Annotated in this window: 27 protein-coding genes; 15 read left to right on the top strand and 12 right to left on the bottom strand. The window is 59.8% G+C overall.

What is annotated here, in order from left to right; all coding sequences use genetic code 11:
- Window positions 1–2 precede the first annotated feature (2 nt).
- Together SIB92_RS09285 and SIB92_RS09280 are read left to right on the top strand one after the other, a co-directional pair.
- A complete protein-coding gene (locus tag SIB92_RS09285; RefSeq protein WP_412555515.1) occupies window positions 3–1709 on the top strand; it encodes a tetratricopeptide repeat protein in 1707 nt (568 codons plus the stop codon).
- Window positions 1699–2544 (top strand): 4-(cytidine 5'-diphospho)-2-C-methyl-D-erythritol kinase, encoded by an 846-nt coding sequence (locus SIB92_RS09280; RefSeq protein ID WP_412555514.1) that lies wholly within the window; start codon window positions 1699–1701, stop codon window positions 2542–2544. The genes SIB92_RS09285 and SIB92_RS09280 overlap by 11 nt, the downstream gene beginning before the upstream one ends.
- On the opposite strand, the gene SIB92_RS09275 is transcribed toward SIB92_RS09280, so the two are convergent.
- Window positions 2541–3542: a polyprenyl synthetase family protein gene (locus tag SIB92_RS09275; protein WP_412555513.1), complete on the bottom strand. Its 1002-nt coding sequence runs from the start codon at window positions 3540–3542 to the stop codon at window positions 2541–2543. The genes SIB92_RS09280 and SIB92_RS09275 overlap by 4 nt on opposite strands.
- Before the next feature lie 59 nt (window positions 3543–3601).
- Here SIB92_RS09275 and SIB92_RS09270 point away from each other — a divergent pair, with 59 nt between their 5' ends.
- The 3 genes from SIB92_RS09270 (at window position 3602) to SIB92_RS09260 (ending at window position 4939) form a co-directional block, all read left to right on the top strand.
- Window positions 3602–3823 carry a DUF2007 domain-containing protein gene (locus SIB92_RS09270; RefSeq protein WP_294116466.1) on the top strand — a complete coding sequence of 74 codons (222 nt, stop codon included), beginning with the start codon at window positions 3602–3604 and terminating at the stop codon, window positions 3821–3823.
- A 38-nt stretch (window positions 3824–3861) separates the two neighbouring features.
- Entirely contained in the window at window positions 3862–4572 is a 711-nt protein-coding gene (locus SIB92_RS09265; protein ID WP_412555512.1) for a tRNA1(Val) (adenine(37)-N6)-methyltransferase, read from the top strand.
- 202 nt (window positions 4573–4774) lie between these two features.
- Window positions 4775–4939: a YdcH family protein gene (locus tag SIB92_RS09260; protein ID WP_294116464.1), complete on the top strand. Its 165-nt coding sequence runs from the start codon at window positions 4775–4777 to the stop codon at window positions 4937–4939.
- Between the two features lie 3 nt (window positions 4940–4942).
- Here SIB92_RS09260 and SIB92_RS09255 read toward each other — a convergent pair whose 3' ends face one another.
- A complete protein-coding gene (locus SIB92_RS09255; RefSeq protein WP_412555511.1) occupies window positions 4943–5809 on the bottom strand; it encodes a DMT family transporter in 867 nt (288 codons plus the stop codon).
- A complete protein-coding gene (gene gcvA / locus SIB92_RS09250) occupies window positions 5806–6756 on the bottom strand; it encodes a transcriptional regulator GcvA (protein WP_412555510.1) in 951 nt (316 codons plus the stop codon). Before gcvA ends, SIB92_RS09255 begins: the two co-directional genes overlap by 4 nt.
- Window positions 6757–6872: 116 nt before the next feature.
- Between gcvA and SIB92_RS09245 the strand changes: the two genes are divergently transcribed.
- The gene (locus tag SIB92_RS09245; RefSeq protein ID WP_295175043.1) at window positions 6873–7031 is read left to right on the top strand and encodes a hypothetical protein; all 159 of its coding nucleotides are present in this window, start codon (window positions 6873–6875) and stop codon (window positions 7029–7031) included.
- Window positions 7032–7105: 74 nt separating this feature from the next.
- On the opposite strand, the gene phbB is transcribed toward SIB92_RS09245, so the two are convergent.
- The 5 genes from phbB to SIB92_RS09220 all read right to left on the bottom strand — a co-directional run bounded on the left by phbB (window position 7106) and on the right by SIB92_RS09220 (window position 11699).
- Complete coding sequence (gene phbB / locus SIB92_RS09240; RefSeq protein ID WP_412555509.1) at window positions 7106–7828, bottom strand: acetoacetyl-CoA reductase; 723 nt, start codon at window positions 7826–7828, stop codon at window positions 7106–7108.
- A 193-nt stretch (window positions 7829–8021) separates the two neighbouring features.
- Entirely contained in the window at window positions 8022–9200 is a 1179-nt protein-coding gene (locus SIB92_RS09235) for an acetyl-CoA C-acetyltransferase (RefSeq protein ID WP_412555508.1), read from the bottom strand.
- 202 nt (window positions 9201–9402) lie between these two features.
- Entirely contained in the window at window positions 9403–10242 is an 840-nt protein-coding gene (locus SIB92_RS09230) for an EAL domain-containing protein (protein ID WP_412555507.1), read from the bottom strand.
- 192 nt (window positions 10243–10434) lie between these two features.
- The gene (locus SIB92_RS09225; RefSeq protein WP_412555506.1) at window positions 10435–11052 is read right to left on the bottom strand and encodes a hypothetical protein; all 618 of its coding nucleotides are present in this window, start codon (window positions 11050–11052) and stop codon (window positions 10435–10437) included.
- Window positions 11053–11096: 44 nt separating this feature from the next.
- Window positions 11097–11699: a TlpA family protein disulfide reductase gene (locus tag SIB92_RS09220; RefSeq protein ID WP_412555505.1), complete on the bottom strand. Its 603-nt coding sequence runs from the start codon at window positions 11697–11699 to the stop codon at window positions 11097–11099.
- 22 nt (window positions 11700–11721) lie between these two features.
- Between SIB92_RS09220 and argH the strand changes: the two genes are divergently transcribed.
- The 5 genes from argH (at window position 11722) to SIB92_RS09195 (ending at window position 17835) form a co-directional block, all read left to right on the top strand.
- A complete protein-coding gene (gene argH / locus SIB92_RS09215; RefSeq protein WP_412555504.1) occupies window positions 11722–13116 on the top strand; it encodes an argininosuccinate lyase in 1395 nt (464 codons plus the stop codon).
- Window positions 13117–13255: 139 nt separating this feature from the next.
- Entirely contained in the window at window positions 13256–13453 is a 198-nt protein-coding gene (locus SIB92_RS09210; protein ID WP_294116453.1) for a hypothetical protein, read from the top strand.
- A 104-nt stretch (window positions 13454–13557) separates the two neighbouring features.
- The gene (locus SIB92_RS09205; RefSeq protein ID WP_294116452.1) at window positions 13558–13875 is read left to right on the top strand and encodes a DUF2834 domain-containing protein; all 318 of its coding nucleotides are present in this window, start codon (window positions 13558–13560) and stop codon (window positions 13873–13875) included.
- Between the two features lie 84 nt (window positions 13876–13959).
- On the top strand, window positions 13960–15240 hold the full coding sequence (gene lysA / locus SIB92_RS09200) for a diaminopimelate decarboxylase (protein ID WP_412555503.1): 1281 nt from the start codon (window positions 13960–13962) through the stop codon (window positions 15238–15240).
- A 21-nt stretch (window positions 15241–15261) separates the two neighbouring features.
- On the top strand, window positions 15262–17835 hold the full coding sequence (locus SIB92_RS09195) for a TIGR02302 family protein (protein WP_412555502.1): 2574 nt from the start codon (window positions 15262–15264) through the stop codon (window positions 17833–17835).
- Between the two features lie 20 nt (window positions 17836–17855).
- Here SIB92_RS09195 and SIB92_RS09190 read toward each other — a convergent pair whose 3' ends face one another.
- Entirely contained in the window at window positions 17856–19007 is a 1152-nt protein-coding gene (locus tag SIB92_RS09190; protein ID WP_412555501.1) for a hypothetical protein, read from the bottom strand.
- A 183-nt stretch (window positions 19008–19190) separates the two neighbouring features.
- Here SIB92_RS09190 and SIB92_RS09185 point away from each other — a divergent pair, with 183 nt between their 5' ends.
- From SIB92_RS09185 to SIB92_RS09170, 4 genes are read left to right on the top strand one after another with little or no spacing between them, the layout of a single operon-like run.
- Window positions 19191–19868, top strand: a complete 678-nt coding sequence (locus SIB92_RS09185) for a cell division ATP-binding protein FtsE (RefSeq protein WP_294116448.1) — start codon at window positions 19191–19193, stop codon at window positions 19866–19868.
- On the top strand, window positions 19865–20767 hold the full coding sequence (locus SIB92_RS09180; RefSeq protein ID WP_412555500.1) for a cell division protein FtsX: 903 nt from the start codon (window positions 19865–19867) through the stop codon (window positions 20765–20767). The genes SIB92_RS09185 and SIB92_RS09180 overlap by 4 nt, the downstream gene beginning before the upstream one ends.
- Window positions 20767–21510, top strand: a complete 744-nt coding sequence (locus SIB92_RS09175) for a lysophospholipid acyltransferase family protein (RefSeq protein ID WP_412555499.1) — start codon at window positions 20767–20769, stop codon at window positions 21508–21510. The genes SIB92_RS09180 and SIB92_RS09175 overlap by 1 nt, the downstream gene beginning before the upstream one ends.
- A complete protein-coding gene (locus SIB92_RS09170) occupies window positions 21494–22099 on the top strand; it encodes a pyridoxamine 5'-phosphate oxidase family protein (protein ID WP_412555498.1) in 606 nt (201 codons plus the stop codon). Before SIB92_RS09175 ends, SIB92_RS09170 begins: the two co-directional genes overlap by 17 nt.
- A gap of 1 nt (window position 22100) precedes the next feature.
- On the opposite strand, the gene SIB92_RS09165 is transcribed toward SIB92_RS09170, so the two are convergent.
- The 3 genes from SIB92_RS09165 to SIB92_RS09155 all read right to left on the bottom strand — a co-directional run bounded on the left by SIB92_RS09165 (window position 22101) and on the right by SIB92_RS09155 (window position 24444).
- Window positions 22101–22625 carry a hypothetical protein gene (locus SIB92_RS09165; RefSeq protein ID WP_412555497.1) on the bottom strand — a complete coding sequence of 175 codons (525 nt, stop codon included), beginning with the start codon at window positions 22623–22625 and terminating at the stop codon, window positions 22101–22103.
- 67 nt (window positions 22626–22692) lie between these two features.
- Window positions 22693–24087, bottom strand: a complete 1395-nt coding sequence (gene lpdA / locus SIB92_RS09160) for a dihydrolipoyl dehydrogenase (RefSeq protein ID WP_412555496.1) — start codon at window positions 24085–24087, stop codon at window positions 22693–22695.
- A gap of 87 nt (window positions 24088–24174) precedes the next feature.
- Window positions 24175–24444 carry a hypothetical protein gene (locus SIB92_RS09155; RefSeq protein ID WP_412555495.1) on the bottom strand — a complete coding sequence of 90 codons (270 nt, stop codon included), beginning with the start codon at window positions 24442–24444 and terminating at the stop codon, window positions 24175–24177.
- Window positions 24445–24541: the final 97 nt, after the last annotated feature.

Below are 24541 nucleotides of genomic sequence, written 5' to 3'. Positions count from 1 at the left end.
ACGTGGCCGGTCAATTTCTAAAATCAGTGGCGATCACCGCGCTATTGGCAACCACGTCTCTGCCGGTGCAGGCGGACAGCATGGCCGGGGCCTACTTGGCGGCGCGACAGGCGAGCTATGGCTCCGATTATGCCGAAGCGGCGCGCTACTACAGTGACGCATTGACCAAGGATCCGAGCAATCCATTGTTGCAAGAAAACGCAGTGCTGGCGTTCCTCTCGCTTGGCCAAATCGATCGGGCGATGCCGATCGCGCGCAAGATGGATGCGGATGGGCATCAAAGCCAATTGGCGGAGATGGCGATTACCGCAGGTCTAGTTGAGGATGAAAACTACGCCGAGCTGGTCGCGCGTTTGGAAGGTGCAGGGGTCGGTCCCTTGGTGGACGGGTTGATGAAAGCCTGGGCACAGATTGGCCGTGGGGCAATGTCCGAAGCGCTGGCGGCTTTTGATGAAGTGTCGAAAGAACAAGGGCTTGGCGGCTTTGCCGCCTACCACAAAGCGTTGGCTCTGGCCTCGGTCGGAGACTTTGAGGGGGCACATGCGATTTTCCTCGAAGGCGCCATGAATGGCATGCAGTCCACCCGCCGCGGGGTTGTAAGCGAGGTCGAGATTCTGTCTCAGCTGGAGCGAAACGAAGACGCAATCCAGCGTCTGGACACTGCCTTTGGGGCCGACCTTGATCCGGAGCTGCGCATGTTGCGCGAGCGTCTTGAGGCGGGCGAGGTGTTGCCATTTACGCATGTTGGCTCGGCGGCAGATGGGATTGCGGAGGTGTATTTCTCCATTGCCAATGCGCTGCGAAATGAGGCCAATGCGGATTACACCCTGCTCTATGCGCGTTTGGCAGAGTTTTTGCGGCCTGACCACACAGAGGCTTTGCTGTTGACGGCGGAGTTGCTGGAGACTCTTGGCCGCTATGAGTTGGCTTCACAGACCTATCAGAAAGTGTCGGCCGATGATCCGTCTTTCCATGCGGCGGAACTTGGTCGTGCTGAAGCCCTGCGTGAGGCTGGGAAAATCGAGGCGGCTATGGAGGTTCTGGAATCTCTGACGCGGAGCCAACCGGACTTGCCATACGTGCACACCGCACTTGGGGATTTGCGCCGGCAAGAGAAAGATTTCGAAGGGGCGATAGCCTCTTACGACACGGCTATCAGCCTCTATGATACCCTGGAAATGCGGCAGTGGTTCTTGTTCTATGCCCGCGCGATCAGTCATGAGCGGCTGGGCAATTGGGAGGCTGCCGAGGCGGATTTTCGTAAAGCGCTGGAGCTGAACCCGGAGCAGCCGCAGGTGTTGAACTACCTTGGCTATTCCTTGGTAGAAAAGCAGATCAAGCTTGATGAGGCGCTGGATATGATCGAGCGCGCTGTCGCCGCGCGTCCGGACAGTGGCTATATCGTGGACAGCCTCGGCTGGGTCTTGTTCCGTCTTGGCCGTTATGAAGAAGCCGTAGGGCATATGGAACGCGCGACGGAATTGATGCCTGTTGATCCGGTTGTGACGGATCACCTGGGCGATGTGTATTGGGCGGTTGGTCGCAAGCTTGAGGCGCAATTCCAGTGGCGACGTGCACTGAGCTTTGTCGATGAGGAAACCGCTGAAGAAGCCAAGCCTGATCGTATTCGGCGTAAGCTTGAAGTTGGTCTGGACGTGGTGCTGGAAGAGGAAGGCGCGGAGCCTTTGGCGGCAACGGATGGCAATTGAGGCATTTGCGCCCGCCAAGATCAACTTGACCCTACATGTGACTGGACAGCGGGCGGACGGCTTTCACCGTTTGGACTCCTTGGTTATATTGACCGATGTGGGGGATCGGTTGACGGTGGAAAAGGCCGCTACAACCAGTTTGAATGTCGTTGGGCCTATGGCGGAGGGCGTTCCTACCGACCGGAGCAACTTGGTTATGCGCGCGGCGGATTTGTTGGGCGTGACGGCAAAGGTCACATTGGAGAAGTCACTGCCCGCAATGGCGGGGATTGGCGGCGGGTCGTCGGATGGGGCGGCTACAATACGAGCATTATGCGCATTGTATGACCTTCCAATTCCGGATGCAGACGCACTTGCGGCTTTGGGGGCGGATGTGCCGGTGTGTATGGAGCCGGAGCTTGTGCGAATGCGGGGGATTGGTGACGAGATTGACCATCTCGACACGCCGCCGGATTGGTCGATGATCCTTGTGAACCCGCGGGTGTCGGTGTCCACACCACAAGTGTTTTCTGCGATGAATGCGCGGGACAATCCTGTGATGGCAGAGCCATTTCCAGACTGGGGTGATTTTGACATCACCATCGCTTGGCTGTCGGGGCAGCGCAATGACATGCAGGAGGCCGCAGTTGGATTGCAGCCTGTGATTGGCCAAGTGTTGGCCGAGCTGAGCCACACCGAAGGCTGCGCCTTGGCGCGGATGTCCGGATCGGGGGCGACGTGTTTTGGTATCTACAAAACCGCATCCGAGCGGGACGCGGCTTTGGAGGTTTTGCGTCAACACCATCCAGATTGGTGGTGCGTGCCGACGCGCCGGGTGGGCGCGCGGTTCGCTTAGTTCAGGCGGGCGACTACGTAGTCGGCGATGTCTGACAGCAGGCCCCGGATTTCGTGGTCCGGAAGTTTTTTCACTGCGTCCTTGGCTTTTTCTGCCCAAGCCAAAGCGTCGTCGCGAGTGCGGGACAAAGTGTTGTATTTGTCCATCAGGGCCAACGCATGATCTAGGTCGCCGTCTTCCTGGCGGCCTTTTTCAATTGTGCGTTGCCAGAAGCTGCGCTCTTCAGCTGTAGCTTGTGCAACAGCCTTGATCACCGGCAGTGTTAACTTTCTTTCGCGGAAATCGTCGCCCACGTTTTTGCCGGTTTGCGCTGAGTCGCCCTGGTAGTCGAGCAGGTCATCTGCGATCTGGAAGGCGATGCCGAGGGCGTCGCCGTAGTCAAACAGGGCCTGCACATCCTCCGCAGACGCGCCCGCAATAACACCGCCCACTTCGGTGGCGGCAGAAAACAGAGCAGCTGTCTTTCCTCGTACCACCTGCAAGTAAATATCCTCGTTGGTGGAGAGGTCTGTGGCGGCGGTGAGTTGCAACACTTCGCCTTCCGCAATGGTGGCGGAGGCGTTGGACAGGATGCGCAGCACGTCGATGTTGTTGGTTTCGGTCATCAGCTGGAAGCTGCGTGAGAACAGGTAGTCGCCCACCAGAACCGAGCTTTTGTTGTCCCACAGCAGGTTGGCCGTTGGACGGCCACGACGCTGTTCACTTTCGTCGACCACATCATCATGCAACAGGGTCGCGGTGTGGATGAACTCCACGGTAGCCGCCAGGTGCACATGGTAGGGGCCGTCATAGCCGCAGAGTTTGGCCGCTGCCAATGTCAGCATCGGGCGCAGACGTTTGCCGCCGGCACCCACAAGATGCGCGGTCACTTCGGGAATGCGTGGGGCGTGTTTGGAGGCCATACGCTCTTCGATCAGCGTGTTCACCGCATCCATATCATCGCGCAGCAGAACTGCGAGGGCTTCATGCGGCTTGCTGGCTGCGTGATCGAGACTCATTTTGGACTTCCTGTCGCGAGGGGTCGACATTGGCCGCTCCCTAACCTTAGATCGTTATTATGAAAGAGCTTTTGCGTAGCACGGATCCGACCACCATCGCCTTCGCCACCGCCCTGCTTCAGGGAGAGGGTATAGACTGCTTTGAAATGGACGTAAACATGAGCGTCCTTGAGGGCAGCATTGGCATATTGCCGCGCCGGTTGATGGTGCGGAGCCAAGATTTGCAGCAAGCTGAACGGGTTATGCTGGACAACGAGATTGCACTGGGGCGGTCCTTGTGAGTGCGGCGCTGACGCAAAACGATTTTTTGAGCGGACGCGTGACCTTATGGCAACCCAGGGATGGATATCGCGCTGGGGTTGATCCGGTTTTGCTGGCCGCGACGGTCCCGGCAAAGTCTGGGCAGCGGGTGTTGGAGCTGGGCAGTGGGGCAGGTGCAGCGTTTCTGTGCCTGGCTGCGCGGGTGCCGAATCTGACGGTGCATGCTGTCGAATTGCAGCCGGAGTATGCAGCTTTGGCGCATCGCAATGCCAAGGACAACGGGGCGGATGCGACCATCTGGGAAGCGGATTTGGCGGCTTTACCCGCTGAATTGCGGCAAATGCAGTTTGACCATGTCTTGGCCAATCCACCGTATTTTGATCGCGCCGCCAGCACGGCGGCACAGGATGCGGGGCGCGATGTGGCGATGGGGGAAGATACGCCGTTGCGACGTTGGATTGAAGTGGCCGCCAAGCGCCTTGCGCCAAAGGGCACTGCGACTTTTATTCATCGTGCGGAGCGGTTGCCGGATTTGCTCTCGGGCATGCAGGATGTGCTTGGCTCTCTGCAGGTGTTACCATTGCAGGCTCGTGCCGGACGGGATGCCAATCTGGTCCTGGTGCGCGGGGTGAAAGGCGGGCGGGCCGCGTTTCGATTGCATGCGCCTGTGCGCCTGCATGAGGGCGACAAACACACCCAAGATGGTGAGAGCTATACAGCGCAGATCCGTGCGGTTTTGCGAGACGGGGCGGCGCTGCTTTTCCCTTAAAACGTTAATGCAGCGCTCGGGTCAGTAAGGCTGTCCGATTCGGCAAAAAATCACGTCGGTATCGCGTCGGTATTACGACTGTTTTACGACAGCGTCGGCGGAAATTCTCCAGTGTTAAGAATATGTCACAAGTGGCGCGTGACAGGCGGCAAAAACTGTGCTGCACTGGTTTCACTACATATTGTTTGCATAGGAGAACATGATGAGCGTAAGCGCACACCTCGAAGAGCTGAAACGCAAACACGAAGCCCTCTCTGAGCAAGTCGAACAAGAGCAACGCGCCCCCGGCAGCAGTGATCTTGACGTCGCTGAACTCAAGAAACAGAAACTCCGCCTCAAAGAAGAAATCACGCGATTATCCGCGTAAGCGCTAGCCAGATTTCAAGCTGGCGCGCGTGGCGAGGACCGCGCCGCCAGTGATCAGCAAAGCCGCCGCGCCCAGGTGTATCGTGGGCTCGGCAAACCCAGCCCCCACCAGAGCCAAAGTCGACAGCAGCGGAGCCGCATATGAGGCGGTGCCCAAGAGCTGGATGTCGCCACGTTTCACCCCCACATCCCAGACATAGAATGCCAGGCCAACCGGGCCGAGGCCGAGGGCAAAGACCGACACCCAGGTGAGTGTGTCGGCGGGCCAGACGGTGTCCTCCAGCGCAAGGTGTAGCAGAGTGGAGAACACGGCGGTGGCGAGGCAGAAGACCACCACAGACACCGTGGGGATGTCGCCGAGGCGACGCGACAGCACCGAATAGCTGGACCACGTGAAGGCACAAGCAAGGGCCAGGCCATAGCCGGGCAGGTGGGCGGGATTGAAGCCGAGGTCGCCGCCACCAATGATCAGAGCTGCGCCCAGGAAACCGAGGCAGGCGCCAAAGAGGTGGCCTGCGCGCAGGCGTTCACCGGGCAGCAGGCCGGACATCAATACAATCAGAAGGGGCCATAAGTAGGCGATGAGCCCGGCTTCGGCCGCAGGCGCGAGGCGCAGGGCGGAGAAGTAAAGCGCGTGGTAGCCAAACAAGCTGAGGCTGCCAAAGAGGTAGACCTTTAGGGGAATGCTGCGCAAGGCGCGCCACTCGCCGGTGGCAATGGCCCAAACAACCCCCAGCGTGCCGCCGATGGTGAAGCACAATGCGTTGAGCATGAGCGGCGATGTCGGGGCGCTGCCAACCGTGAAGAGGGCGAGCAAAGCCCAGAGCAGCACGGCGATGAAGCCAACTGCGGTCGCTTTGGTGCGGGTCATGCGGGGGGAATCTCCTCGATCGGCGTGATGATCAAGTTCTCGGTCACTTCGGCGGTTTTGTCTATCTCTGCCATCATCCACTCGCGCAGGGCGGCGATGTGGGGGCGGTCCTGGGTGCCCTCGCGGCACAGGAAGCGAAAGCGAGCCTGGAGCCAGATGGCGTGTTTGTAAGGCGCAACGAGGCGGCCTTCGTGGATGTCTTTCACCACCAGAGCGCGGCGCCCAAGGGCGATGCCCGCGCCAGCCAGGGCGGCGTCGATGCTGTGATCCGCGCCGGTGAAGCGCGGCCCGTGGGCGGTGTCGATGTCGAGCTGCATTAGGCGGCACCAGGCGGCCCAATCCGCGCGGGGGCGCAGGAAGTCGATGGATTCGTCGTGGATCAGCGTGGCGTTTTTCAGGCTTTCCGGCGTTGGGAAACGTTCGGCCATTTCAGGTGTCATAACCGGGGTGACCCATTCGCGCGCCATCGGGTAGGTCCAAAGACCGGGCTCGTCCTTCAGCAGGCCAAAGCGGACGGCCACATCGACCTCGTCACGGTTGAAGTCGAGGTTGCGCAGGGTGGCGGAGAAACGCAGGTCGATTTCGGGATGGGCGCGGGCAAACTCATAAAAGCGTGGCGCCAGCCATTTGGCGGTGAAGGCCGGGCCTGCGGTGACCATGAGAGTGGCATCATCCATCTGGCGCTGAGCGGCGCGCCAGGCGGACGACAGGGTTTGGAAGCCTTCCTGAATGCCGGGGGCAAGTGTTTCGCCAATCTCGGTCAACGCCACGGCGCGGTTGAGGCGATGGAACAGCGGCGCACCGAGGTGCTCTTCAAGGGATTTGATCTGATAGCTGAGCGCGGCGGGCGTGACGTGCAGCTCATCGGCGGCTTTGGCAAAGGACATATGGCGTTGCGCGGCATCAAAGGCACGCAGCGCGGTGAGTGGGGGCAGGCGATCGGTCATGTTCAGTTAAATACAGTTTAAGTGAAGCTAGGGAAAGTCTCATTTGTCGTGAAGCTGTGTTGGCGCCATATTGGCCTCAGTTAAGTTTTCCATCGTCAAACAGAAGAGAGGCTATCATGATCGAGACTGCTATCACCGCCCGCACTCAGCAAGCCTACCAGGATGCGCATGCCGCCCGCAGTGCCGCCTTTGTTGGGTTTTTCAAAGCTCTGTTTGGTGGCAAATCCGTTCCGCTGAACCATGGTGTTCTTACGGAACCGTCCCGCTGCGCCTGAGCCAGGCACTTACGGGGCAAAAGAGAAGGGCCGGTCAGATGACCGGCCCTTTTGGTTTGTGAGCTGTGTGTGGATCACACGAAAAACTGGCCGCCGTTTGCGGAGATGGTGGAGCCGTTGATGAAGCCTGCGTCGTCAGAAGCAAGGAAAGTCACGCAGCGCGCGATTTCTTCTGGCTCACCGAGGCGGCCGGTTGGGATCTGACCAATGATCGACTCGCGGACTTTTTCCGGCACGGCCATCACCATCTCGGTGGCGATATAGCCTGGGCAGATCGCGTTGGCGGTGATGCCGGCGCGGGCGCCTTCCTGAGCTAGGGACTTCACGATGCCAAGGTCGCCGGCTTTGGTGGCGGCGTAGTTGACCTGGGCAAATTGACCTTTCTGACCGTTGATCGAGGAGATCACGATGATGCGGCCAAATTTGCGCTCGCGCATACCGGTCCAGACAGGGTGCACGGTGTTGAACACGCCGGTCAGGTTGGTGTCGACCACTTCGTGCCACTGCTCCGGGGTCATTTTGTGGAACGGTGCATCGCGGGTGATGCCTGCGTTGGCGACAATCACGTCGATGGGGCCAAGGTCAGCTTCGACCTGTGCCAGACCTGCTTTGGACGCCTCGTAGTCGGCCACATTCCATTTGTAGGTCTTGATGCCGGTGGCTTCGGTGAAGGCGGCCGCCTTCTCGTCGTTGCCGGCGTAGGTTGCTGCAACTTCATAGCCTTCGGCCTTCAGTGCTTTTTCGATGGCTTCACCGATACCGCGGCTGCCGCCGGTGACGAGTGCTACTCTTGCCATGATGGTCCTCCAAGTAAGTAAATGTGTTGGTAACTCTGTTACGTTTTTAAATCACGTTGCGCAACATAATTACGTGATGAATTGCCGCACTGCAGATATTTTTTGCTGCTTGTGCGAAAAATGACCTCCCAGTACCAAAAAAAGGGCGCCCGATGGACGCCCCTCTCATTCTCAAACGCATAGGGGCGTTGCGTCAAGGACGCTCAAGGCACATGGCCACACCCATACCGCCGCCGATGCAAAGGGTTGCGAGACCTTTTTTGGCGTCGCGACGCTTCATTTCAAACAGCAGTGTGTTCAGGATACGGGCACCAGACGCGCCGATTGGGTGACCAATGGCGATGGCGCCGCCGTTCACGTTTACAATCTCAGGGTTCCAGCCCATGTCCTTGTTCACAGCGCAGGCCTGTGCAGCAAAGGCTTCGTTGGCTTCAACCAGATCCAGTTCCTCAGCGGACCAGCCAGCCTTGTCCAGTGCCTTGCGGGAGGCGTAGATCGGGCCAACACCCATGATGGATGGGTCCAGACCAGCGGTGGCGTAAGACGCGATGCGGGCCAGAGGCTCGATGCCGCGCTTTTCCGCTTCGTCTGCGGTCATCAGCAGAGCGCCAGCCGCGCCGTCGTTAATGCCGGAGGCGTTGGCCGCGGTGACGGTGCCGCCGTCGCGTACGAAGGCCGGACGCAGTTTGGCCATGGCTTCCATGGTGGCGCCGTGGCGGATGTATTCGTCGCTGTCCACAACGATGTCACCCTTGCGGGTTTTCACAGTGAACGGCACGATCTCATCGGCAAATTTGCCTGCTTTCTGAGCGGCTTCGGCCTTGTTCTGGGACGCAACAGCGAACTCGTCCTGCGCTTCGCGGCTGATCTGCCACTTCTCAGCCACGTTCTCTGCGGTCTGGCCCATGTGGTAGCCATTGAACGCATCCCACAGACCGTCACGGATCATGGAGTCGATGTATTTCACGTCGCCCATTTTGGTGCCTGCACGCAGGTGTGCCACGTGGGGGGAGAGCGACATGTTTTCCTGACCGCCTGCAGCTACGATGGCGGCGTCACCCAGTTGGATGTGCTGTGCAGCCAGAGCCACGGCGCGCAGACCGGAGCCACACACCTGGTTGATGCCCCAAGCGGCGCTTTCGATTGGCAGGCCGGCGTTTACGTGCGCCTGGCGGGCCGGGTTTTGACCTTGGCCACCGGTCAGAACCTGACCGAGAATGGTTTCAGACACATCCGCCTTTTCAATGCCGGCACGCTCTACCAGTGCGTTAAGCACGGTGGCGCCGAGATCATGTGCGGGGGTGTTGGCGAAGGAGCCGCTGAAGCTACCGACGGCGGTCCGGGCCGCGGAAGCAATCACTACGTTGGTCATATGCAAATCCTCTACAAAATGCTGGGCGAAGCATGTGCGGGACCGCCCCCCTCAGGCAACCCGCAAAACTCCGTTTCCGTAGCGTCAATAGCGCATTTGCCGCACTGCGGCAACGGTCAGGCTGTCACAGGGCTAAAGTCGCATGGCGAGAATGCGCCCATCGCGTGTGGGCACGTCTTTGTAGAGGAGGTTCTACGGGGGCTTAGGCCGCGTTGGATTTACGCTGTTTCCACGGTGGGGAAATGGTTGGCGCGCCAAAGGCGAAGCCTTGCAGGCAGTCAAAGCCGAGGTCTGCCATCATCTGCGCATCTGCCGGGCTTTCGATACGGCTGGCAACGGAGTGCATGTCAAAGCGTTCACAAATCGCAGCGACAGCGGAGGCAATCACCTGATTGCTGCCATCCTGAGAAATGTTGCGACTGAAGCTGCCGTCCAGTTTGATGATGTCAAAATCAAAGTCGCGGAAGACGGTCAGCGTGGTTAGGCCGGAGCCATAGTCATCCAGTGCAAAGGACATGCCTTTGACCTGCAGCTCTTCCATAAAGCCCTGCACAATTTCGGGGACCTGCACCACGGATTTCTCGGAGATTTCAAAGATCAACCGTTCGGGAATGGTGGCGGCGCGGGTCAAGCCGCGCTGTAAGCAATCCATCCAGGGGGCATAGCCAATCGAGCGGGCCGACATGTTGATTGACAGGCGCAGGCCGGGCTGTTCCGCCAGGGCTTGCAAGCCAAGCTCGAGCGCGAGCACATCGAGTTGGCGGCCCAGTTCGCTGTCTTCAACGGCACCCATGAAATCTTTGGCGGGAATGATGCGGCCGGTTTCGTCCAGCACCCGCACAAGCCCTTCGTAAAACGCGGGACGTTTGGTGTTGGAAGCTTGAACAACCGGTTGGTAGGCGAGCAGAACTTGCTTATGCGCAATCGCCGCGCGGACCATGTCCAGCGTGGAGGAATCCCGCGTGTCCAGGGCGTAAGCCAGCGGGCTGCGATGCTCTTGCTTCGCGCCAGCCTTGCGTTTCTTTTTCCTTGGGCGATCCATAGCAGGCTTCCCATCATCCCATTTAGCAGCGTGCCCATTTAAGAACACAGACATGAACCATGTCTTAAAATGACGGTCCGGGGCGGCGCTGAACAGGGGTGTTTTAGCCCTGTTTTTAACTAACTTAAGGCGAATAGAGGGCGGTGCGCCCAGTATGTGCCACAGGGCTTAAGAAGCGGTTTCTGATGGTGGTCAGTTGGAGGTGTGCACGATGTGGCAGGTCTGACGCGCGGGGCTCGACAGCAGCGGCAAGAGATCCTGGGGTGCCTCTCGCAGGAGTTTGACGGAGGCTTTGGTGCAGCGGTGCAGCGCTTGTTCGCGGGCCACCATGGAGGAGGGCTCGGCCCAAGAATAGCCGATGGCACCGTTGTCAGCGACGGCAAAGGCGCCGGAGCGTTTCTTGTTTTGCAGCTTTTTGTATTCGCGGAAGTCTTTGTTGGCCGCGTGGGACAAGGTCACGCCAAAGGCGGTGCGGTCATAGTCTTTGGGCACGCTGCGGGCATAAAGCACGCAGTAGTCCGGGTTGCGCGATTGTTTGTGGCACAGGGTCTGTGCATAGGCTTCTGCCAGCCAGAGCGAGTTGGCGTTGGCGTGCACGCCAGCGTGGCGTTCCGGGCGGTTGATGTAGATCGCGCCGAAGTAGTCGGATTTTCGTTTGAATTGGCGGAAGGCAGCGCGGGCATCGCCGCGCAGCTCAAACCGCTTCACCATTTCGATCTTGGTGTGCCTGCCGTGCTGTTGAATGTCCTGCGCGGCCAGTTGGGCGGGGGCGCCCAGAAGGAGGAGAAAAGCCAAGGCGTGGCGGATCATAGGGGTCTCTTCTTATGTGCCAGTCGTCAGGGCTTTGGGGTGTGTCAGGAGTTCCCCATGGCGATTACGGCGGTTAGGATAGCACGGGCGTTTTCGCTCGACCAGTCCGCATCCCCTTGTAAACGTGCAATTTCCTTGCCGTCGCGGTCCATAATGATGGTGGCGGGCAGGCCAAAGACGGCCATTTCGCGTGCTACGGCCTGCTTGGGGTCGCGGTGCAAGGGGAGGTTGTCCACGCCAATCTCATCAAAGAACTTCTGCATCGCGGGGACCATGTTGCGGCCGGTGGCGAGGGTCAGCACCTCAAAGTCGGGCCCGCTGAGCTCGGATTGCAGTTCGGACAGCATCGGCATTTCGTGGCGGCAGGGGGCGCACCAGGTGGCCCAGAAGTTCAGGAGCACCACTTTGCCTTTGTAGTCACCCAGGGTGGCCTCGCCGCCATCTTCGGTGAGGAAGCTGTTTTGCGAGACCTCTTTGGGGGTGGAGTGGAAGTTGAGTTTGCGCATGTCGCCTTCGCGCATGTCAACGACGGCGGAAAAGTCGCGGGTTTCAGCCTCGGCTGAAGGTTTCAGGGCAACAAAGGAGAGGGCGGCAATTGCGATTGCTGCCAAGCCTGTATAAACCAGCGCGGACCCATTTACTTTCATCTTCCCTCCAAAAGGGCTTCTCATGACCAAAGATACCTCAAACCAGATGTGGGGTGGCCGTTTTGCCGCCGGACCGGACGCCATTATGGAAGCGATCAACGCGTCTATTGGCTACGATCAACGTATGGCGGCGCAGGACATTGCTGGCTCTCGGGCCCATGCGGCGATGCTCGCCAAGACAGGCATCCTGACAGATAGCGATGCGGAGGCCATTCGGGAAGGGCTTCTCACGGTGTTGTCAGAGATTGAGGGCGGCACGTTCCAATTCTCCACGGCGCTGGAAGACATTCACATGAATGTGGAAGCGCGGCTGAAAGAGATCATTGGCGAGCCTGCTGGGCGTTTGCACACAGGCCGGAGCCGGAATGATCAGGTTGCGACCGACTTCAAACTTTGGGTTCGGGACCAGATTGATGCGGCGATTGCCGGGATCGAAGCGCTGATCCGTGCGTTTGTGTCGCAGGCAGAAGCGGGCGCGGATTGGGTGATGCCGGGCTTCACCCATCTGCAGACCGCGCAGCCGGTGACATGGGGCCACCATATGATGGCCTATGTGGAGATGTTTGGCCGTGACCTGAGCCGTTTCAAAGACGCGCGGGAGCGGATGAATGAATCGCCTCTCGGCGCGGCGGCATTGGCCGGGACGTCTTTCCCAATTGATCGTGAGATGACCGCCAAGGCGCTGGGCTTTGACCGTCCGGCGGCGAACTCTCTGGACGCGGTGGCAGACCGTGACTTTGCGCTGGAGTTCCTGTCGGCCTCCAGCATCTGCGCCATGCACCTGAGCCGTTTTGCCGAGGAGCTGGTGATCTGGTCCTCTGCGCAGTTCCGCTTTGTGACGCTCTCTGATCGCTTCTCCACCGGCAGCTCGATCATGCCGCAGAAGAAGAACCCGGATGCTGCAGAGCTGATCCGCGCCAAGATTGGCCGGATTTTTGGCGCCAACACCGCACTTTTGATGGTGATGAAGGGTCTGCCGCTGACCTATTCCAAAGACATGCAGGAAGACAAAGAGCAGGTCTTCGATGCCGCTGACAACCTGATGCTGGCGCTGGCTGCGATGGAAGGCATGGTCAAGGACATGACTGCCAACCAGGATAGCCTGGAAGCGGCGGCGGGCAGTGGCTTCTCTACTGCAACGGATCTGGCGGACTGGCTGGTGCGGGCGCTGAACATGCCGTTCCGTGATGCACATCATGTGACTGGCTCGCTGGTGGCGATGGCGGAAAGCAAAGAGTGCGACCTGCCAGACCTGACGTTGGAAGACATGCAGTCAGTCCACTCGGCGATCACGGAAGACGTGTTTGGCGTGCTGGGCGTACACAACTCGGTATCCTCGCGCATGTCGTATGGTGGTACCGCGCCAACCCGTGTGCGTGAGCAGATTGCCGCTTGGAAAGCCAAGCTGGACGGCTAAGCCCTTGGGGAAGTGACGCCGAAGGGCGGTGTTTCCCCTTTTCAATCCGAGCGGTTTTTCCGTATGGTGGGCGCGTTGACGGCGGTTGCACTGGGGGTGCAACTGATCCCGTTGACGCTGCTGCCATGGGAGATCCCACATGTTCCGCGTTGTTTTTGCCTGTTTGAGTTTGGCTGTTGTGTCCGCTTGCGGTGTGGACGGAGAGCCTTGGACGCCGCGTGCCAACGCCAATATCGGAATCGGCTCTGACGGGGTGCACACCTCTGGCAGCGTGGGCGTGACCAACGGCACCGTGAGTATCTCCATTGGCGGCGGCTGTCGCTGGTATGGCTGCTAAGGGCTTAGCCCCTTGAAAGCTCAGTCCTAATCAGGACATTCTGATCCGAAGCAAAGGCGGCGCCGTACCTGTGGTGCCGCTTACTTTTTGGGATTGGGGAACACATGTCACCTTTGCGTTGGGTATTTCTGGGATTGGCCATTTGGGGCGCGATCCATCCGATGATGTATTTTGGGCCGTGGATTGCCGAGAACGGATTGGACCTTCAGGCCATGGTGGCGCTGTGGAAAGCCAATGACGCGGTGACCGGCATCTATTGGGATCTTGTCATCTCCGCCATCACGCTCACGGTTTGGGTGCTGGTCGAGGTCTGGGTGCGGCGCAATTGGATTGCGCTTTTGGCGATTCCGGCAACTTGGATGATTGGCGTGAGCTGTGGCTTGCCGCTTTATCTGTTCCTGCGGGCAAAACCGGTGAAGTAAGTCGGCTTAGGAGCATTGATCGGCGCTGCGCCGCGGCGTATGAGAGAGGCCGAACTACGCTAGCGGCACGCAGGAGACGGCACTATGGATCATTTTCTTTATCGCGACGGAGAGTTGTTTGCCGAAGATGTGCCGGTGAAGGAAATCGCCGCGCAAGTTGGTACGCCGTTCTACTGCTATTCCACCGCAACTTTTGAACGCCATTTCCGTCTGTTTGACGAGGCGCTGGAAGGCACGGATCATCTGGTGTGCTACGCCATGAAGGCGGCCTCTAATCAGGCGATCTTGAAGACTTTGGCGGCGCTGGGCGCGGGCATGGATGTAGTGTCGGGCGGCGAATATGCGCGCGCCAAGGCCGCGGGTGTGCCAGGCGACAAAATTGTGTTCTCCGGCGTGGGCAAAACCGAAGATGAAATCGAACTCGCGCTGACCGGCGGCATCCGCCAGTTCAATGTGGAGAGCGAGCCGGAGATGGCGGCAATAAGCGCCGTGGCGAGTCGTTTGGGTGTTGAAGCCCCGATCACCATTCGGGTGAACCCGGATGTGGATGCCAAAACCCACGCCAAAATTGCGACCGGTAAGTCGGAAAACAAATTCGGTATCCCAATCAGCCGTGCGAAAGAGGTCTACGCGTTGGCGGCGTCTTTGCCGGGCCTAAAAGTCATTGGCATTGATGTGCACATCGGCAGCCAGTTGACCCAGTTGGTGCCGTTTGAGGCGGCTTATAAGAAGGTCGCGGAACTGACCGAGCAGCTGCGGGCCGAAGGGCATGACATCAAGCGGCTCGATCTGGGCGGTGGCCTGGGCATTCCCTATGAGCGCTCCAACTCTGCGCCGCCGCTTCCGGTGGAATATGGCGCGATGGTGAAGCGCGTGCTGGGCCATCTGAATTGTGAGATCGAGATTGAGCCGGGCCGTTTGATTGCGGGCAACGCCGGTATCATGGTCTGTAAGGTGATCTACGTGAAGTCCGGCGAAGACCGCGAGTTCCTGATTGTCGACGGGGCGATGAACGACCTAATCCGTCCAGCGATGTATGAGGCGCATCACGATATTGTGCCGGTCATCGAAGCCGAACCGGGGCAGGAGCCTGCACAATATGACATCGTGGGGCCGGTCTGTGAATCTGGCGACACCTTTGCCAAAGGGCGCAATATGGCGCAGCTTGCCGATGGGGATTTGATCGCCTTCCGCAGCGCGGGGGCCTATGGCGCGGTGATGTCCAGCGAGTACAACACGCGGCCCTTGATCCCCGAGGTTCTGGTGAAGGACGATCAATTTGCGGTTATCCGCCGACGTCCAACCTATGAAGAGATGATAAACCGCGATAGCATCCCAGAGTGGCTGGACGAGACCAGCGACTAAGAGCCAACCGATAGGAGCGCCGTGACCCGTCAAAGCCCTTCAGATGCAGCCCTGTTGCACCTTCGGTGGGTCATTGGCCTGACCCGGTTGGGTCTGTTTGCAGAATCATTCACACGTGCGTTCTGGCCGGTGTGGACCATCGCCTTTGTGGTGCTGGCCGCACTGATGGTGGGGCTGCAGGATCATCTACCTCTGGAAATGATCTGGATTTGCGGCTTTTTGGCAGCGGCCGGAATGCTTGTGTTTCTGGTGCGTGGGGCGCGGCAGTTGGTGCTGCCGTCCCGTGACATGTCGATTGCGCGGCTGGATGCGACGTTGCCCGGACGGCCGATTGCGGCGTTGCGCGATGCGCCAGCGGTGGGCAAGGACGATGCCGCGTCGCAGGCGCTTTGGGCGGCTCACCAGAAACGCATGGCGGCGCGCACCAAAGGCGCCAAGGCGGTTCAGCCGGATTTGCGGATTTCGCGGTTGGACCCGTTTGGGCTGCGCTACACGGCGATCCTCTTGCTGATGATGGCGTTTTTTGTTGGGTCGTTTTCCAATCTGGCATCGGTGCGCGAGTTGGGGCCGGGGGGCGGAGCTGCCCTTGCCAGTGGACCAACCTGGGAAGGCTGGATTGAGCCGCCAAGTTACACCGGCAAACCTGCGCTTTATTTGAATGATCAGCCTGCGGGCAAACTGGTGTTGCCGGAAGGCAGTCGGGTTTTGTTGCGTCTTTACGGCGAGGTGGGCGCGTTGACCGTGGCAGAGACCGTGTCTGGTCGGGTTGGGGCGATTGAGAGCGCGGCAGAGCCTGAACAGAGCTTTGATGTGCGCCAAACCGGGGATTTGGAGATCGCCGGGCCGGGCGGGGCTGCGTGGAACATCGTGATGCAAGACGACCGGGCGCCCAAAGTGATTTTGAGCGGGCAGGTTGAGGCCTCTGGCCGTGGAGAGATGACCCTGCCGTTTCATGCGTCTGATGATTATGGCGTAGTCGGGGGCACTGCAGTTGTAGAACTCGATCTGGACAGCGTGTCTCGGCAGTACGGTCTGCGTGTCAATCCTGAGCCGCGCGAGGCGGTGGTGGTCGAGCTGCCCTTGCCGATCTCTGGCGATCGGGCGTCGTTTGAAGAGACCTTGATTGAGGACTTTTCCGAGCATCCTTGGGCGCATTTGCCGGTGAAGGTCACCCTGACTGTAGAGGATGACGCAGGGCTGGAAGGACAATCCGGAGACTTGCGGTTTGAGCTGCCAGCGCGGCGGTTCTTTGACCCGTTGGCGTCGGCAGTGATTGAGATGCGGCGGGATTTGTTGTGGTCGCGGGAGAATGGCAAACGGGTGGCGCAGTTGATGCGGGCGGTGTCGCACCGGCCTGAGGATGGCGTGTTTCGGCGGGAGACAGACTACCTGCGGTTCCGGACCATTCTGCGGCGGTTGGAAGTGAACGTGACGCACGGGTTGTCCGAAGAGAAGCGCGATGAGTTGGCTGAGGCGCTGTGGCAATTGGCGCTGGATTTGGAAGACGGTGATCTGGGCAGCGCGGCGGAGCGTTTGCGACAGGCGCAGGAACGCTTGTCCGAGGCGATGAAAAACGGTGCCAGTGATGCAGAGATTGCGCGTCTCATGCAGGAGTTGCGCGAGGCCACTGAGGACTACATGCGCGAGTTGGCGCGTCGGCAGCAGCAGGATGGTGAAGAAGGCGAAAATCAGCAGAGCGCAGAGAATTCGATGCAGATGGATCAGAACGATCTGCAACGCATGATGGACCGCATTCAGGAGTTGATGGAGCAGGGCCGCATGGCGGAGGCGCAGCAGGCGTTGGAAGAGTTGCAGCGGCTGATGGAAAACATGCGGGTCACCCAAGGCCAAGGGCAGCAAAACCAGGGCGAGCAGGCCATGGAAGGGCTGGCTGAAACGCTGCGCAACCAGCAGGGCTTGTCTGATGAGGCCTTCCGCGAGTTGCAGGAACAGTTCAACCCCAACGCTCAGAGCGGCCAGTCTCAGGAAAACCAAGGCTATAGCGGCGGCGAAGGGCGTGGTCAGGCGCATGACGGCACTGGTGGCGAAGGTCAGGGTGACGGCGAAGGTGAGGGCGAGACAGGTCAGTCCAATGGCGATCAGCAGGGTCAGCAAGGCGCACTAGAAGACCGCCAGCGCGCGCTGCGTCAGGAGCTGAACCGTCAGATGCAGAACTTGCCGGGGCAGGGCACGCCGGAGGGGGATGCCGCGCGGGAAGCGCTTGGCAATGCGGAAGGTGCCATGGAAGGTGCCGAAGAGGCGTTGCGTGAGGATGATCTGGCTACGGCGATTGACCGGCAGGCAGAGGCGATGGACGCACTGCGTGAGGGATTGCGTAACCTTGGTGAAGCCATGGCGCAGCAGCAGCAACAAGGCCAACAAGGCACCGCAGAGGCACAGGGGCAGGCGCAAGACCCGCTTGGACGCAGCCAAGGCAATCGCGGCGCGGCAGGTACTGATGAAGGGTTGCTGCAGGGCGAGGATGTCTACCGTCAGGCGCGCCGCCTGTTGGACGAAATCCGTCGCCGCGCAGGGGAAACAGAGCGCTCTGAGTCAGAGCGTAACTATCTGGAACGTTTGCTGGAGCGGTTCTAAGGCCAGCGCTGGACAGTCGGTTAGGACTGTCCGGTCAAGGCGTTGAGCTTGAGAAACAGACCTGCCACTTTGTCGTCCAGCCAGATACGGGCACCGTTTGCCGAGGCCATAAAGCTGTCGATGTAAGGCGCAGCCTGCGGGTAGCTTTGGCTCAGGCTGTCATGGGAACTGTAGACAAAGACAGCTGCGCCCGCGAGCAAGATCACCAGTGCAAATCCGAGGCGGAACCCCCGCGCGCGGCTGGTGCTGTTGTTGGCTTTCTGACCCAAATCCGGATTGCGCGGGGTGTCGCCAGAGGTGCGCAGGGTCGAGTTGATCTCTTCGATATCCGGCAGCAGGTCGCGACGGGTGTCCTTGGCGCTGCGCACGGTCGCGGCCACAGCAGCGGCGGTGGCGGCATCGTCTTGCCCCCGTAAGCGGCGCAGCCGGTTGGCGGCCTCATCTGCGCGGCGGTCTGTGGCTGTGGGGCGGTCTTCGCCCTGATCCAAACCCAGATCGCCTTGTGTCTCCAGGCTTTGCGGTTGTTCAGCCGCGCGGGCGCGGCTTTCATATTCCACTTCTTCGCGCAGGATGTCTTTGACCGAGTCATCCAGCCCACGCGGCTTGGGCGCTGGCTCCGGCTCTGCATCTACTGCGCCGTCGTCTTCCGGGAGGGCGTCGGTCTCAACGTCGTCTTCCAGATCAGCGGCGACATCCGGCTCACCTTCGAATTCCGGTTCCGGAGCAGGAGCGGGCTCTGGCGCGCGCTCTTCTTCCTGCGCGTCTGGTGTCTCGGCAACGTCCTCGTGGTGCTCTTCGGCTTCTGCTGGAGCATCCTCTTGATCAGGCGCGCTCTCTTCGGCCCAGTCTTCCTCAGGTTCCAGATCCCAGTCTTCGCCCCCTAGATCCAGATCATCGGGGTTTTCTTCGTCCTCGTCTTCGAAGAAATCCTTCTCGTCCTCCGGCTCTGCTTCAATTGAGAGCTCTGGAGGTTCGACCTCTTCGAAGACTTCTTCTTCGGGGGCGGGAGCGTCGTCTTGCGTGGCTTCTTCGCTGGCCGCGGCGACCACATCCGCCACAGCGTCCTCAACGGGTTCTTCCGCCTGCATATCCGCGTGCACCTGAAACCAGGTGTTGCCGCAGTTGGAGCATTGCACATCCCGCCCACCGGTTGGGATGATGTCGTCAGGCACTTCATATTGTGCCCCGCAATTTGGGCAAGTGAGCCGCATACTCGTCCCCTGCTGTCGAAGTTCTTGCTTTTATTCAGGAACCATATTCTGAAACATCGCTTGGCGAAAGTGCAAAGGCGGCGTGGAACAGATTGCAACCAAGGCGATGCTCGTGCACAACAATCGGGACAAATGAGGTCTCATGTGATCGAACTAGACAATATTGCGTATAGCTACGGTGGCGGCGAGTTGCTGAGCGAGGTGTCCTTGAAACTGGCACCCGGATCTTTCCATTTTTTGACCGGGCCGTCCGGGTCCGGGAAGACCACGTTTTTGAAGCTGTGTTACGGCGCGCTGACCCCGACGGCAGGGCGGGTGCAGCTGTTTGGCAAAGATGTGCGTGAGATGGATCGGGATGACCACGCCTTGGCGCGGCGCCAGATTGGCGTGGTGCATCAGGATTGCCAGTTTTTGGACCACCTGCCGGTGCGGGAAAATGTGGCTTTGCCTTTGACTGTGTCTGACCGGGATTCCCTAGAGCAGCATTCTAACCTGAAAGAGCTTTTGACTTGGGTGGGCTTGGGGCATCGGGCCAGTGCCTTGCCACCGGAGCTGTCAGGCGGGGAGCGCCAGCGTGCCGCTTTGGCCCGCGCAGTGATCATGTCGCCGGATGTGGTATTGGCGGACGAGCCAACCGGTAACGTGGATTGGGAAATGTCCCAGCGGTTGCTGCAGCTTTTGGTGGAACTGAACAAGATGGGCAAGACCATCCTGATTGCGACCCACGACCTGAACCTAATCCGCTCTGCCAAACATCATGTGCAGGCGCGGGTGTTGCGGATTTCTGGGCGTAAGTTGCAGCTGGCGGGGGCGGATCTATGAGCAAGGGTCTGCAGCTTTCCAAGCTGATTATGGGCGATGCCCAAGCCGACCGCGTGGTGCCGCCAACCGGATTTACCGCGCGCCTGACTTTGTTTGCCGCAGGCGCCATGGCATTTTTGACGGTGTTTGCTTTGGCGTTGTCATTGGCGTCGGGCCGATTGGCGGCGCGTTGGGGCGATGAGCTGGCGCAGAGTTCCACGTTGCGGATTTCCGCACCGGAAGAGCAGATGGCGGCGCAGACAGCGGCGGCGCTGACCGTGTTGGAGAGCACACCGGGGATCGCCTCGGCGCGGGCCTTGAGTGTTGACGAGCAGCGCGGCCTGTTGGCGCCGTGGTTTGGGCCGGACTTGCCTCTGGACAGCCTGCCGATCCCGCAGTTGATCGAGATTGTGGAGACCGAAGAGGGCTATGATGGCGCTGGCTTGCGGCTGCGGCTGCAGGCGGAGGTGCCCGGCGCGGTGCTGGATGACCACACCCGTTGGCGGCGTCCGCTGGAGCGTGCCGCTGGGCGGTTGCGTCTGCTGGGCTGGGTGTCGATTGGCCTGATTGGGGCGGCCACGGCGGCGATGATCACCTTGGCAGCCAATGCAGCGCTGGCGGCCAATGCACAGGTGATTTCGGTGCTGCGTTTGATTGGCGCACGGGACAGCTACATTGCTCGCGCCTTTGTGCGGCGCTTTACCTTGCGCGCCTTGCTGGGCGCCGCTGTAGGCACCGCACTGGGGGCCTTGGCCGTCTTCTTGCTGCCTTCGGCGCAAGAAAGCGGCGGCTTCCTCACCGGGCTTGGGTTCCAAGGCATCGGCTGGGCGTTTTTGGCGCTGATCCCGCCGCTGGCGGGCGTGGTGGCCTATCTCGCCACCGGCGCGGCGGCACGACGTACACTAGGGGAGTTGACCTGATGCGCTTGGCGTTTCAATGGGTGATGTCGATCATCTATGTGGTTCAGAATGCGATTGTGATGCTGGCGATGGGGATTGTGTTTTTCCCCTGGGCGCTGTTGTCCTCTAAAGGGGCCATGGCGGCGTGCAACACCTACGCCACCTGGGCGATCTGGTCGGCGCGCTGGCTTGTCGGCATTCGGTCCGAGGTGCGCGGCGCGGTGCCGAGCGGGGCCGTTTTGGTGCCAGCGAAGCACCAGTCGTTTCTTGACATCATGATGATCTTCAAGGCGGTGCCACAGCCGCGGTTCATCATGAAATATGAGCTGCTCTTCACACCGATCATCGGGGTGTACGCGTGGCGCTTGGGCTGTGTGCCGGTGCGCCGTGGCAAGCGCGGTGCGGCGATCAAGGCGATGCTGGCGGATGTGGACAGTGGCCGGGTGCCGCCGGGGCAGCTTGTTATCTATCCGCAGGGCACACGGGTGCCAGTGGGCGAGCACGTCCCGTATAAGGTTGGCCCCTATGTGCTGTATAAAGAGACAGGCCAGACGGCCGTGCCAGTGGCGACCAATGCCGGTATGTTCTGGCCCAAGGGCACGATGCTGCGCAAGCCGGGCCTGGCTGTGGTCGAGTTTCTGGATCCTATTGAGCAGGGTGCAGATCAGAAAGAGTTTATGGAGCGGTTGGAAGACGTAATTGAAACCAGCTCCAATGCGTTGATGGTGGAAGCGGGGTTTGATCCGGATGCAGTACGTCAGTGATCTTGCGGAGTTAGAGGCACTTTATGGCAAACCGGCCTCGGCGTCGGTCAGTAAAGTGGCGCAGAAGATGACGCCGCTCTATCGCAAGTGGATTATGGCGTCGCGTTTTTGTGTGCTGTCCACTGTGGGGCCGGAAGGCACCGACGGCAGCCCGCGCGGGGACGATGGCCCTGTGGTGCGCGAACTGGATGAACACACGCTGGCAATGCCGGACTGGCGCGGGAACAACCGGATCGACACGTTACGGAACATCGTAGCGGACGGGCGCATATCGCTGATGTTCATGGTGCCGGGCTCCAACAACGTGGTGCGGGTCAATGGGGTTGCCAAGGTGACTACTGACGCCGCGCTGTGCGAGAGTTTTGAGGTGCAAGGCAAGCATCCGCGCGCCGTGATTGTGATCAAGATTGGCGAGATCTACACGCAATGTGCGCGGGCGGTGATGCGGGCCGGGCTGTGGGCGTCTGAGGACGAGAGTGCTGACCTGCCCACCGTGGGGCAGATATTGGCCGAGCAGACCGATGGGGCCGAAGGCGGCGCGCCTTATGACGCGGGCTGGGCCGCGCGGGCGGCGAAGACCATGTGGTGAATCATAGAGCTTCACCTTTTGGTGCGACGATAAACAAAGTGCTACCGGCGCTTTCTAGCCAATCCGGATAGGCGAAAAAGAAGACTCCCCAGCGGCTTGGATGCGCAGGCGGACCCTTCGACCACCCCTTGTGCACAGATCCCATCTGAGCATTTGGATCGTACGAGAGTTCCGGGAACCGTCGTTTTACGATCGCTTCTAATAGGCGCAGTAACTCGCGTGCTTGGATTTCGCTGAGCGCGTAAGGGGCGAGGGTTTCTAGCCCACATTTACGCGGTTCGAATTTGAGAAAAGTGGCTGTTTTGGGATGCACCCACAGGGGGGAGCCATCCGTGTCTTTTACTGTTTCAAAACCCCAAGACGCTGGCGACTCGGTTAGTTGCCCGTAGTGATTTGGAATGCAGATGTCTTCAAAGAACTCGGCAATCTGCACAGCCCTCGATTTGGGTGTCAGCGCTACCGCCGAAGTTAAGAGTCCAGCCACGAACCCGCCCAAGACGACGCCCAAAAGCTTCTCACGATCCACCAATGCGGCGCCCTCCATAACTTAAGGGCGCCCCAAGAGACGCCCTTTGTTGTTCTAGATAAACAACTTAGCTGTGGATTGCGCCGTCGCCGCAAGCGAGCGCGGCTTCGCGGACCGCTTCGGAGTAGGTCGGGTGTGCGTGGCAGGTCAGGGCGATGTCCTGAGCTGAGGCGCCAAACTCCATTGCGACGCAGAGCTCGTGGATCATGTCGCCAGCCGCCGGGCCGATGATCGCGGCGCCGAGCACGCGGTCGGTCTCTTTGTCGACGATGATTTTCACAAAGCCTTCGCCTTGATGCACCGCTTTGGCGCGGGCGTTGCCCATAAACATGAATTTGCCAACCTTGATCTTGCGACCTTCGGCTTTCAACGCGGCTTCTGTGGCACCGACGGTGGCCACTTCTGGGGTGGTGTAGACCACGCCCGGGATCACACCGTAGTTCACGTGGCCATGTTTACCGGCCAGAACCTCGGCAACCGCCATGCCTTCGTCTTCGGCTTTGTGGGCCAGCATTGGACCTTCGATCACATCGCCGATGGCGTAGATGCCCGGCACGTTGGTGGCCCATTTGCCGTCCACGGCGATCTGGCCGCGTTCGGTCATTTTTACGCCAAGCGCGTCCAGACCCAGGCCTTCGGCGAAGGGTTTACGGCCGGTGGCAACCAGCACCACATCTGCGTCCACAACCTCTTCGTCGCCGCCTTTCTTAGGCTGATAGCGCACTTTGGCTTTGGTTTTGGTGGCGTCCACGCCCTGCACAGCCGCGCCCATGATGAACTTGAGGCCTTGTTTTTCAAGGATACGCTTGAAGGTGCGCTGTACGTCCGCGTCCATGCCGGGGCAGACCGCGTCCATGTATTCCACCACGGTCACTTCCGCGCCGAGACGGGCATACACAGAGCCAAGTTCCAGGCCGATCACGCCCGCGCCAATCACGGTCATCTTCTTTGGAACCTTTGGCAGGTCCAGTGCGCCGGTGCTGTCGACCACGATGCCTTTGTCGTTGTCGACTTCAACACCTGGCAGGGAAGACGGCACGGAACCGGACGCGATCACAATGTTCTTGGCTTCATGCACATCGTCGCCAACTTTGACCTGACCGGCGGCTGGAATAGAGGCCCAACCTTTGAGCCAATCGATCTTGTTCTTCTTCATCAAGAACTCGATGCCGCCGGTGTTTTGTCCAACAACATCAGTCTTGTACGCCTTCATCTGGTCCCAATCGACCGATGGGCTTTTGCCCTTCAGGCCCATGTCGGCGAAGTTGTGCTCGGCTTCATGCAGCATGTGGGTTGCGTGCAGCAGCGCCTTGGAAGGGATACAGCCCACGTTCAGGCAGGTGCCGCCCAGCGTTTCGCGGCCTTCCACGATGGCGGTTTTCAGACCCAGCTGTGCGCAGCGGATTGCAGAGACGTAGCCGCCAGGGCCTGCGCCGATGATGATGACGTCATATTGAGCCATAGGTGTGTTTCCTTGGTCTATTGCAGGGGCATTATGCCCCGTCTTGTGGGAAAGCTCTCACAATGAAGAACTTGATATGGTTGGTCTTTATTCGGGTTTCAACAGTTTAACGGTGACGTTGGTGATGCCGTCGCGCTCCATGTGCATGGCGAGTTCCTCGCTGTCAAAAAAGGCGCGGGCCTTGTCTTTGTCTACGATGGCAAACAGCGCGATGGCGTGATTTTCGCGGTCGGGATCGGACCAGACGTTGAGGTCCACAATCCCGGCGGCTTTGCGGTTGGCGGCGTCTTGTTGGAAGACGGTGAGCCAGGCGGAAAAATCGGCAACATCAGCTTGCCAGAGCACATGGGTGGGCATGGTCTATCCTCCTATGTCCTGCATCTCGCACGGCGCGGGGCCAGCGGCGGGCAGGGGAAATGCGCGTCTCTCCAATAGGGGCAGTTTGGGCGATTTT

The sequence above is a fragment of the Shimia sp. MIT1388 genome (assembly GCF_047124445.1).
GTDB lineage: Bacteria > Pseudomonadota > Alphaproteobacteria > Rhodobacterales > Rhodobacteraceae > Shimia.
Note: the sequence above shows the minus strand (reverse complement) of the source record. Positions and strands in the feature narration are given on the sequence as shown.

Bases quoted from the DNA above. Each gene is read 5' to 3' on its own strand.
- SIB92_RS09280 (WP_412555514.1), top strand. From the start codon at position 1,699: ATGGCAATTGAGGCATTTGCGCCCGCCAAGATCAACTTGACCCTACAT.
- SIB92_RS09275 (WP_412555513.1), bottom strand. From the start codon at position 3,542: ATGAGTCTCGATCACGCAGCCAGCAAGCCGCATGAAGCCCTCGCAGTT.
- SIB92_RS09270 (WP_294116466.1), top strand. From the start codon at position 3,602: ATGAAAGAGCTTTTGCGTAGCACGGATCCGACCACCATCGCCTTCGCC.
- SIB92_RS09260 (WP_294116464.1), top strand. From the start codon at position 4,775: ATGAGCGTAAGCGCACACCTCGAAGAGCTGAAACGCAAACACGAAGCC.
- SIB92_RS09255 (WP_412555511.1), bottom strand. From the start codon at position 5,809: ATGACCCGCACCAAAGCGACCGCAGTTGGCTTCATCGCCGTGCTGCTC.
- gcvA (WP_412555510.1), bottom strand. From the start codon at position 6,756: ATGACCGATCGCCTGCCCCCACTCACCGCGCTGCGTGCCTTTGATGCC.
- SIB92_RS09245 (WP_295175043.1), top strand. From the start codon at position 6,873: ATGATCGAGACTGCTATCACCGCCCGCACTCAGCAAGCCTACCAGGAT.
- phbB (WP_412555509.1), bottom strand. From the start codon at position 7,828: ATGGCAAGAGTAGCACTCGTCACCGGCGGCAGCCGCGGTATCGGTGAA.
- SIB92_RS09235 (WP_412555508.1), bottom strand. From the start codon at position 9,200: ATGACCAACGTAGTGATTGCTTCCGCGGCCCGGACCGCCGTCGGTAGC.
- SIB92_RS09230 (WP_412555507.1), bottom strand. From the start codon at position 10,242: ATGGATCGCCCAAGGAAAAAGAAACGCAAGGCTGGCGCGAAGCAAGAG.
- SIB92_RS09225 (WP_412555506.1), bottom strand. From the start codon at position 11,052: ATGATCCGCCACGCCTTGGCTTTTCTCCTCCTTCTGGGCGCCCCCGCC.
- SIB92_RS09220 (WP_412555505.1), bottom strand. From the start codon at position 11,699: ATGAAAGTAAATGGGTCCGCGCTGGTTTATACAGGCTTGGCAGCAATC.
- argH (WP_412555504.1), top strand. From the start codon at position 11,722: ATGACCAAAGATACCTCAAACCAGATGTGGGGTGGCCGTTTTGCCGCC.
- SIB92_RS09210 (WP_294116453.1), top strand. From the start codon at position 13,256: ATGTTCCGCGTTGTTTTTGCCTGTTTGAGTTTGGCTGTTGTGTCCGCT.
- SIB92_RS09205 (WP_294116452.1), top strand. From the start codon at position 13,558: ATGTCACCTTTGCGTTGGGTATTTCTGGGATTGGCCATTTGGGGCGCG.
- lysA (WP_412555503.1), top strand. From the start codon at position 13,960: ATGGATCATTTTCTTTATCGCGACGGAGAGTTGTTTGCCGAAGATGTG.
- SIB92_RS09180 (WP_412555500.1), top strand. From the start codon at position 19,865: ATGAGCAAGGGTCTGCAGCTTTCCAAGCTGATTATGGGCGATGCCCAA.
- SIB92_RS09175 (WP_412555499.1), top strand. From the start codon at position 20,767: ATGCGCTTGGCGTTTCAATGGGTGATGTCGATCATCTATGTGGTTCAG.
- SIB92_RS09170 (WP_412555498.1), top strand. From the start codon at position 21,494: ATGCAGTACGTCAGTGATCTTGCGGAGTTAGAGGCACTTTATGGCAAA.
- lpdA (WP_412555496.1), bottom strand. From the start codon at position 24,087: ATGGCTCAATATGACGTCATCATCATCGGCGCAGGCCCTGGCGGCTAC.
- SIB92_RS09155 (WP_412555495.1), bottom strand. From the start codon at position 24,444: ATGCCCACCCATGTGCTCTGGCAAGCTGATGTTGCCGATTTTTCCGCC.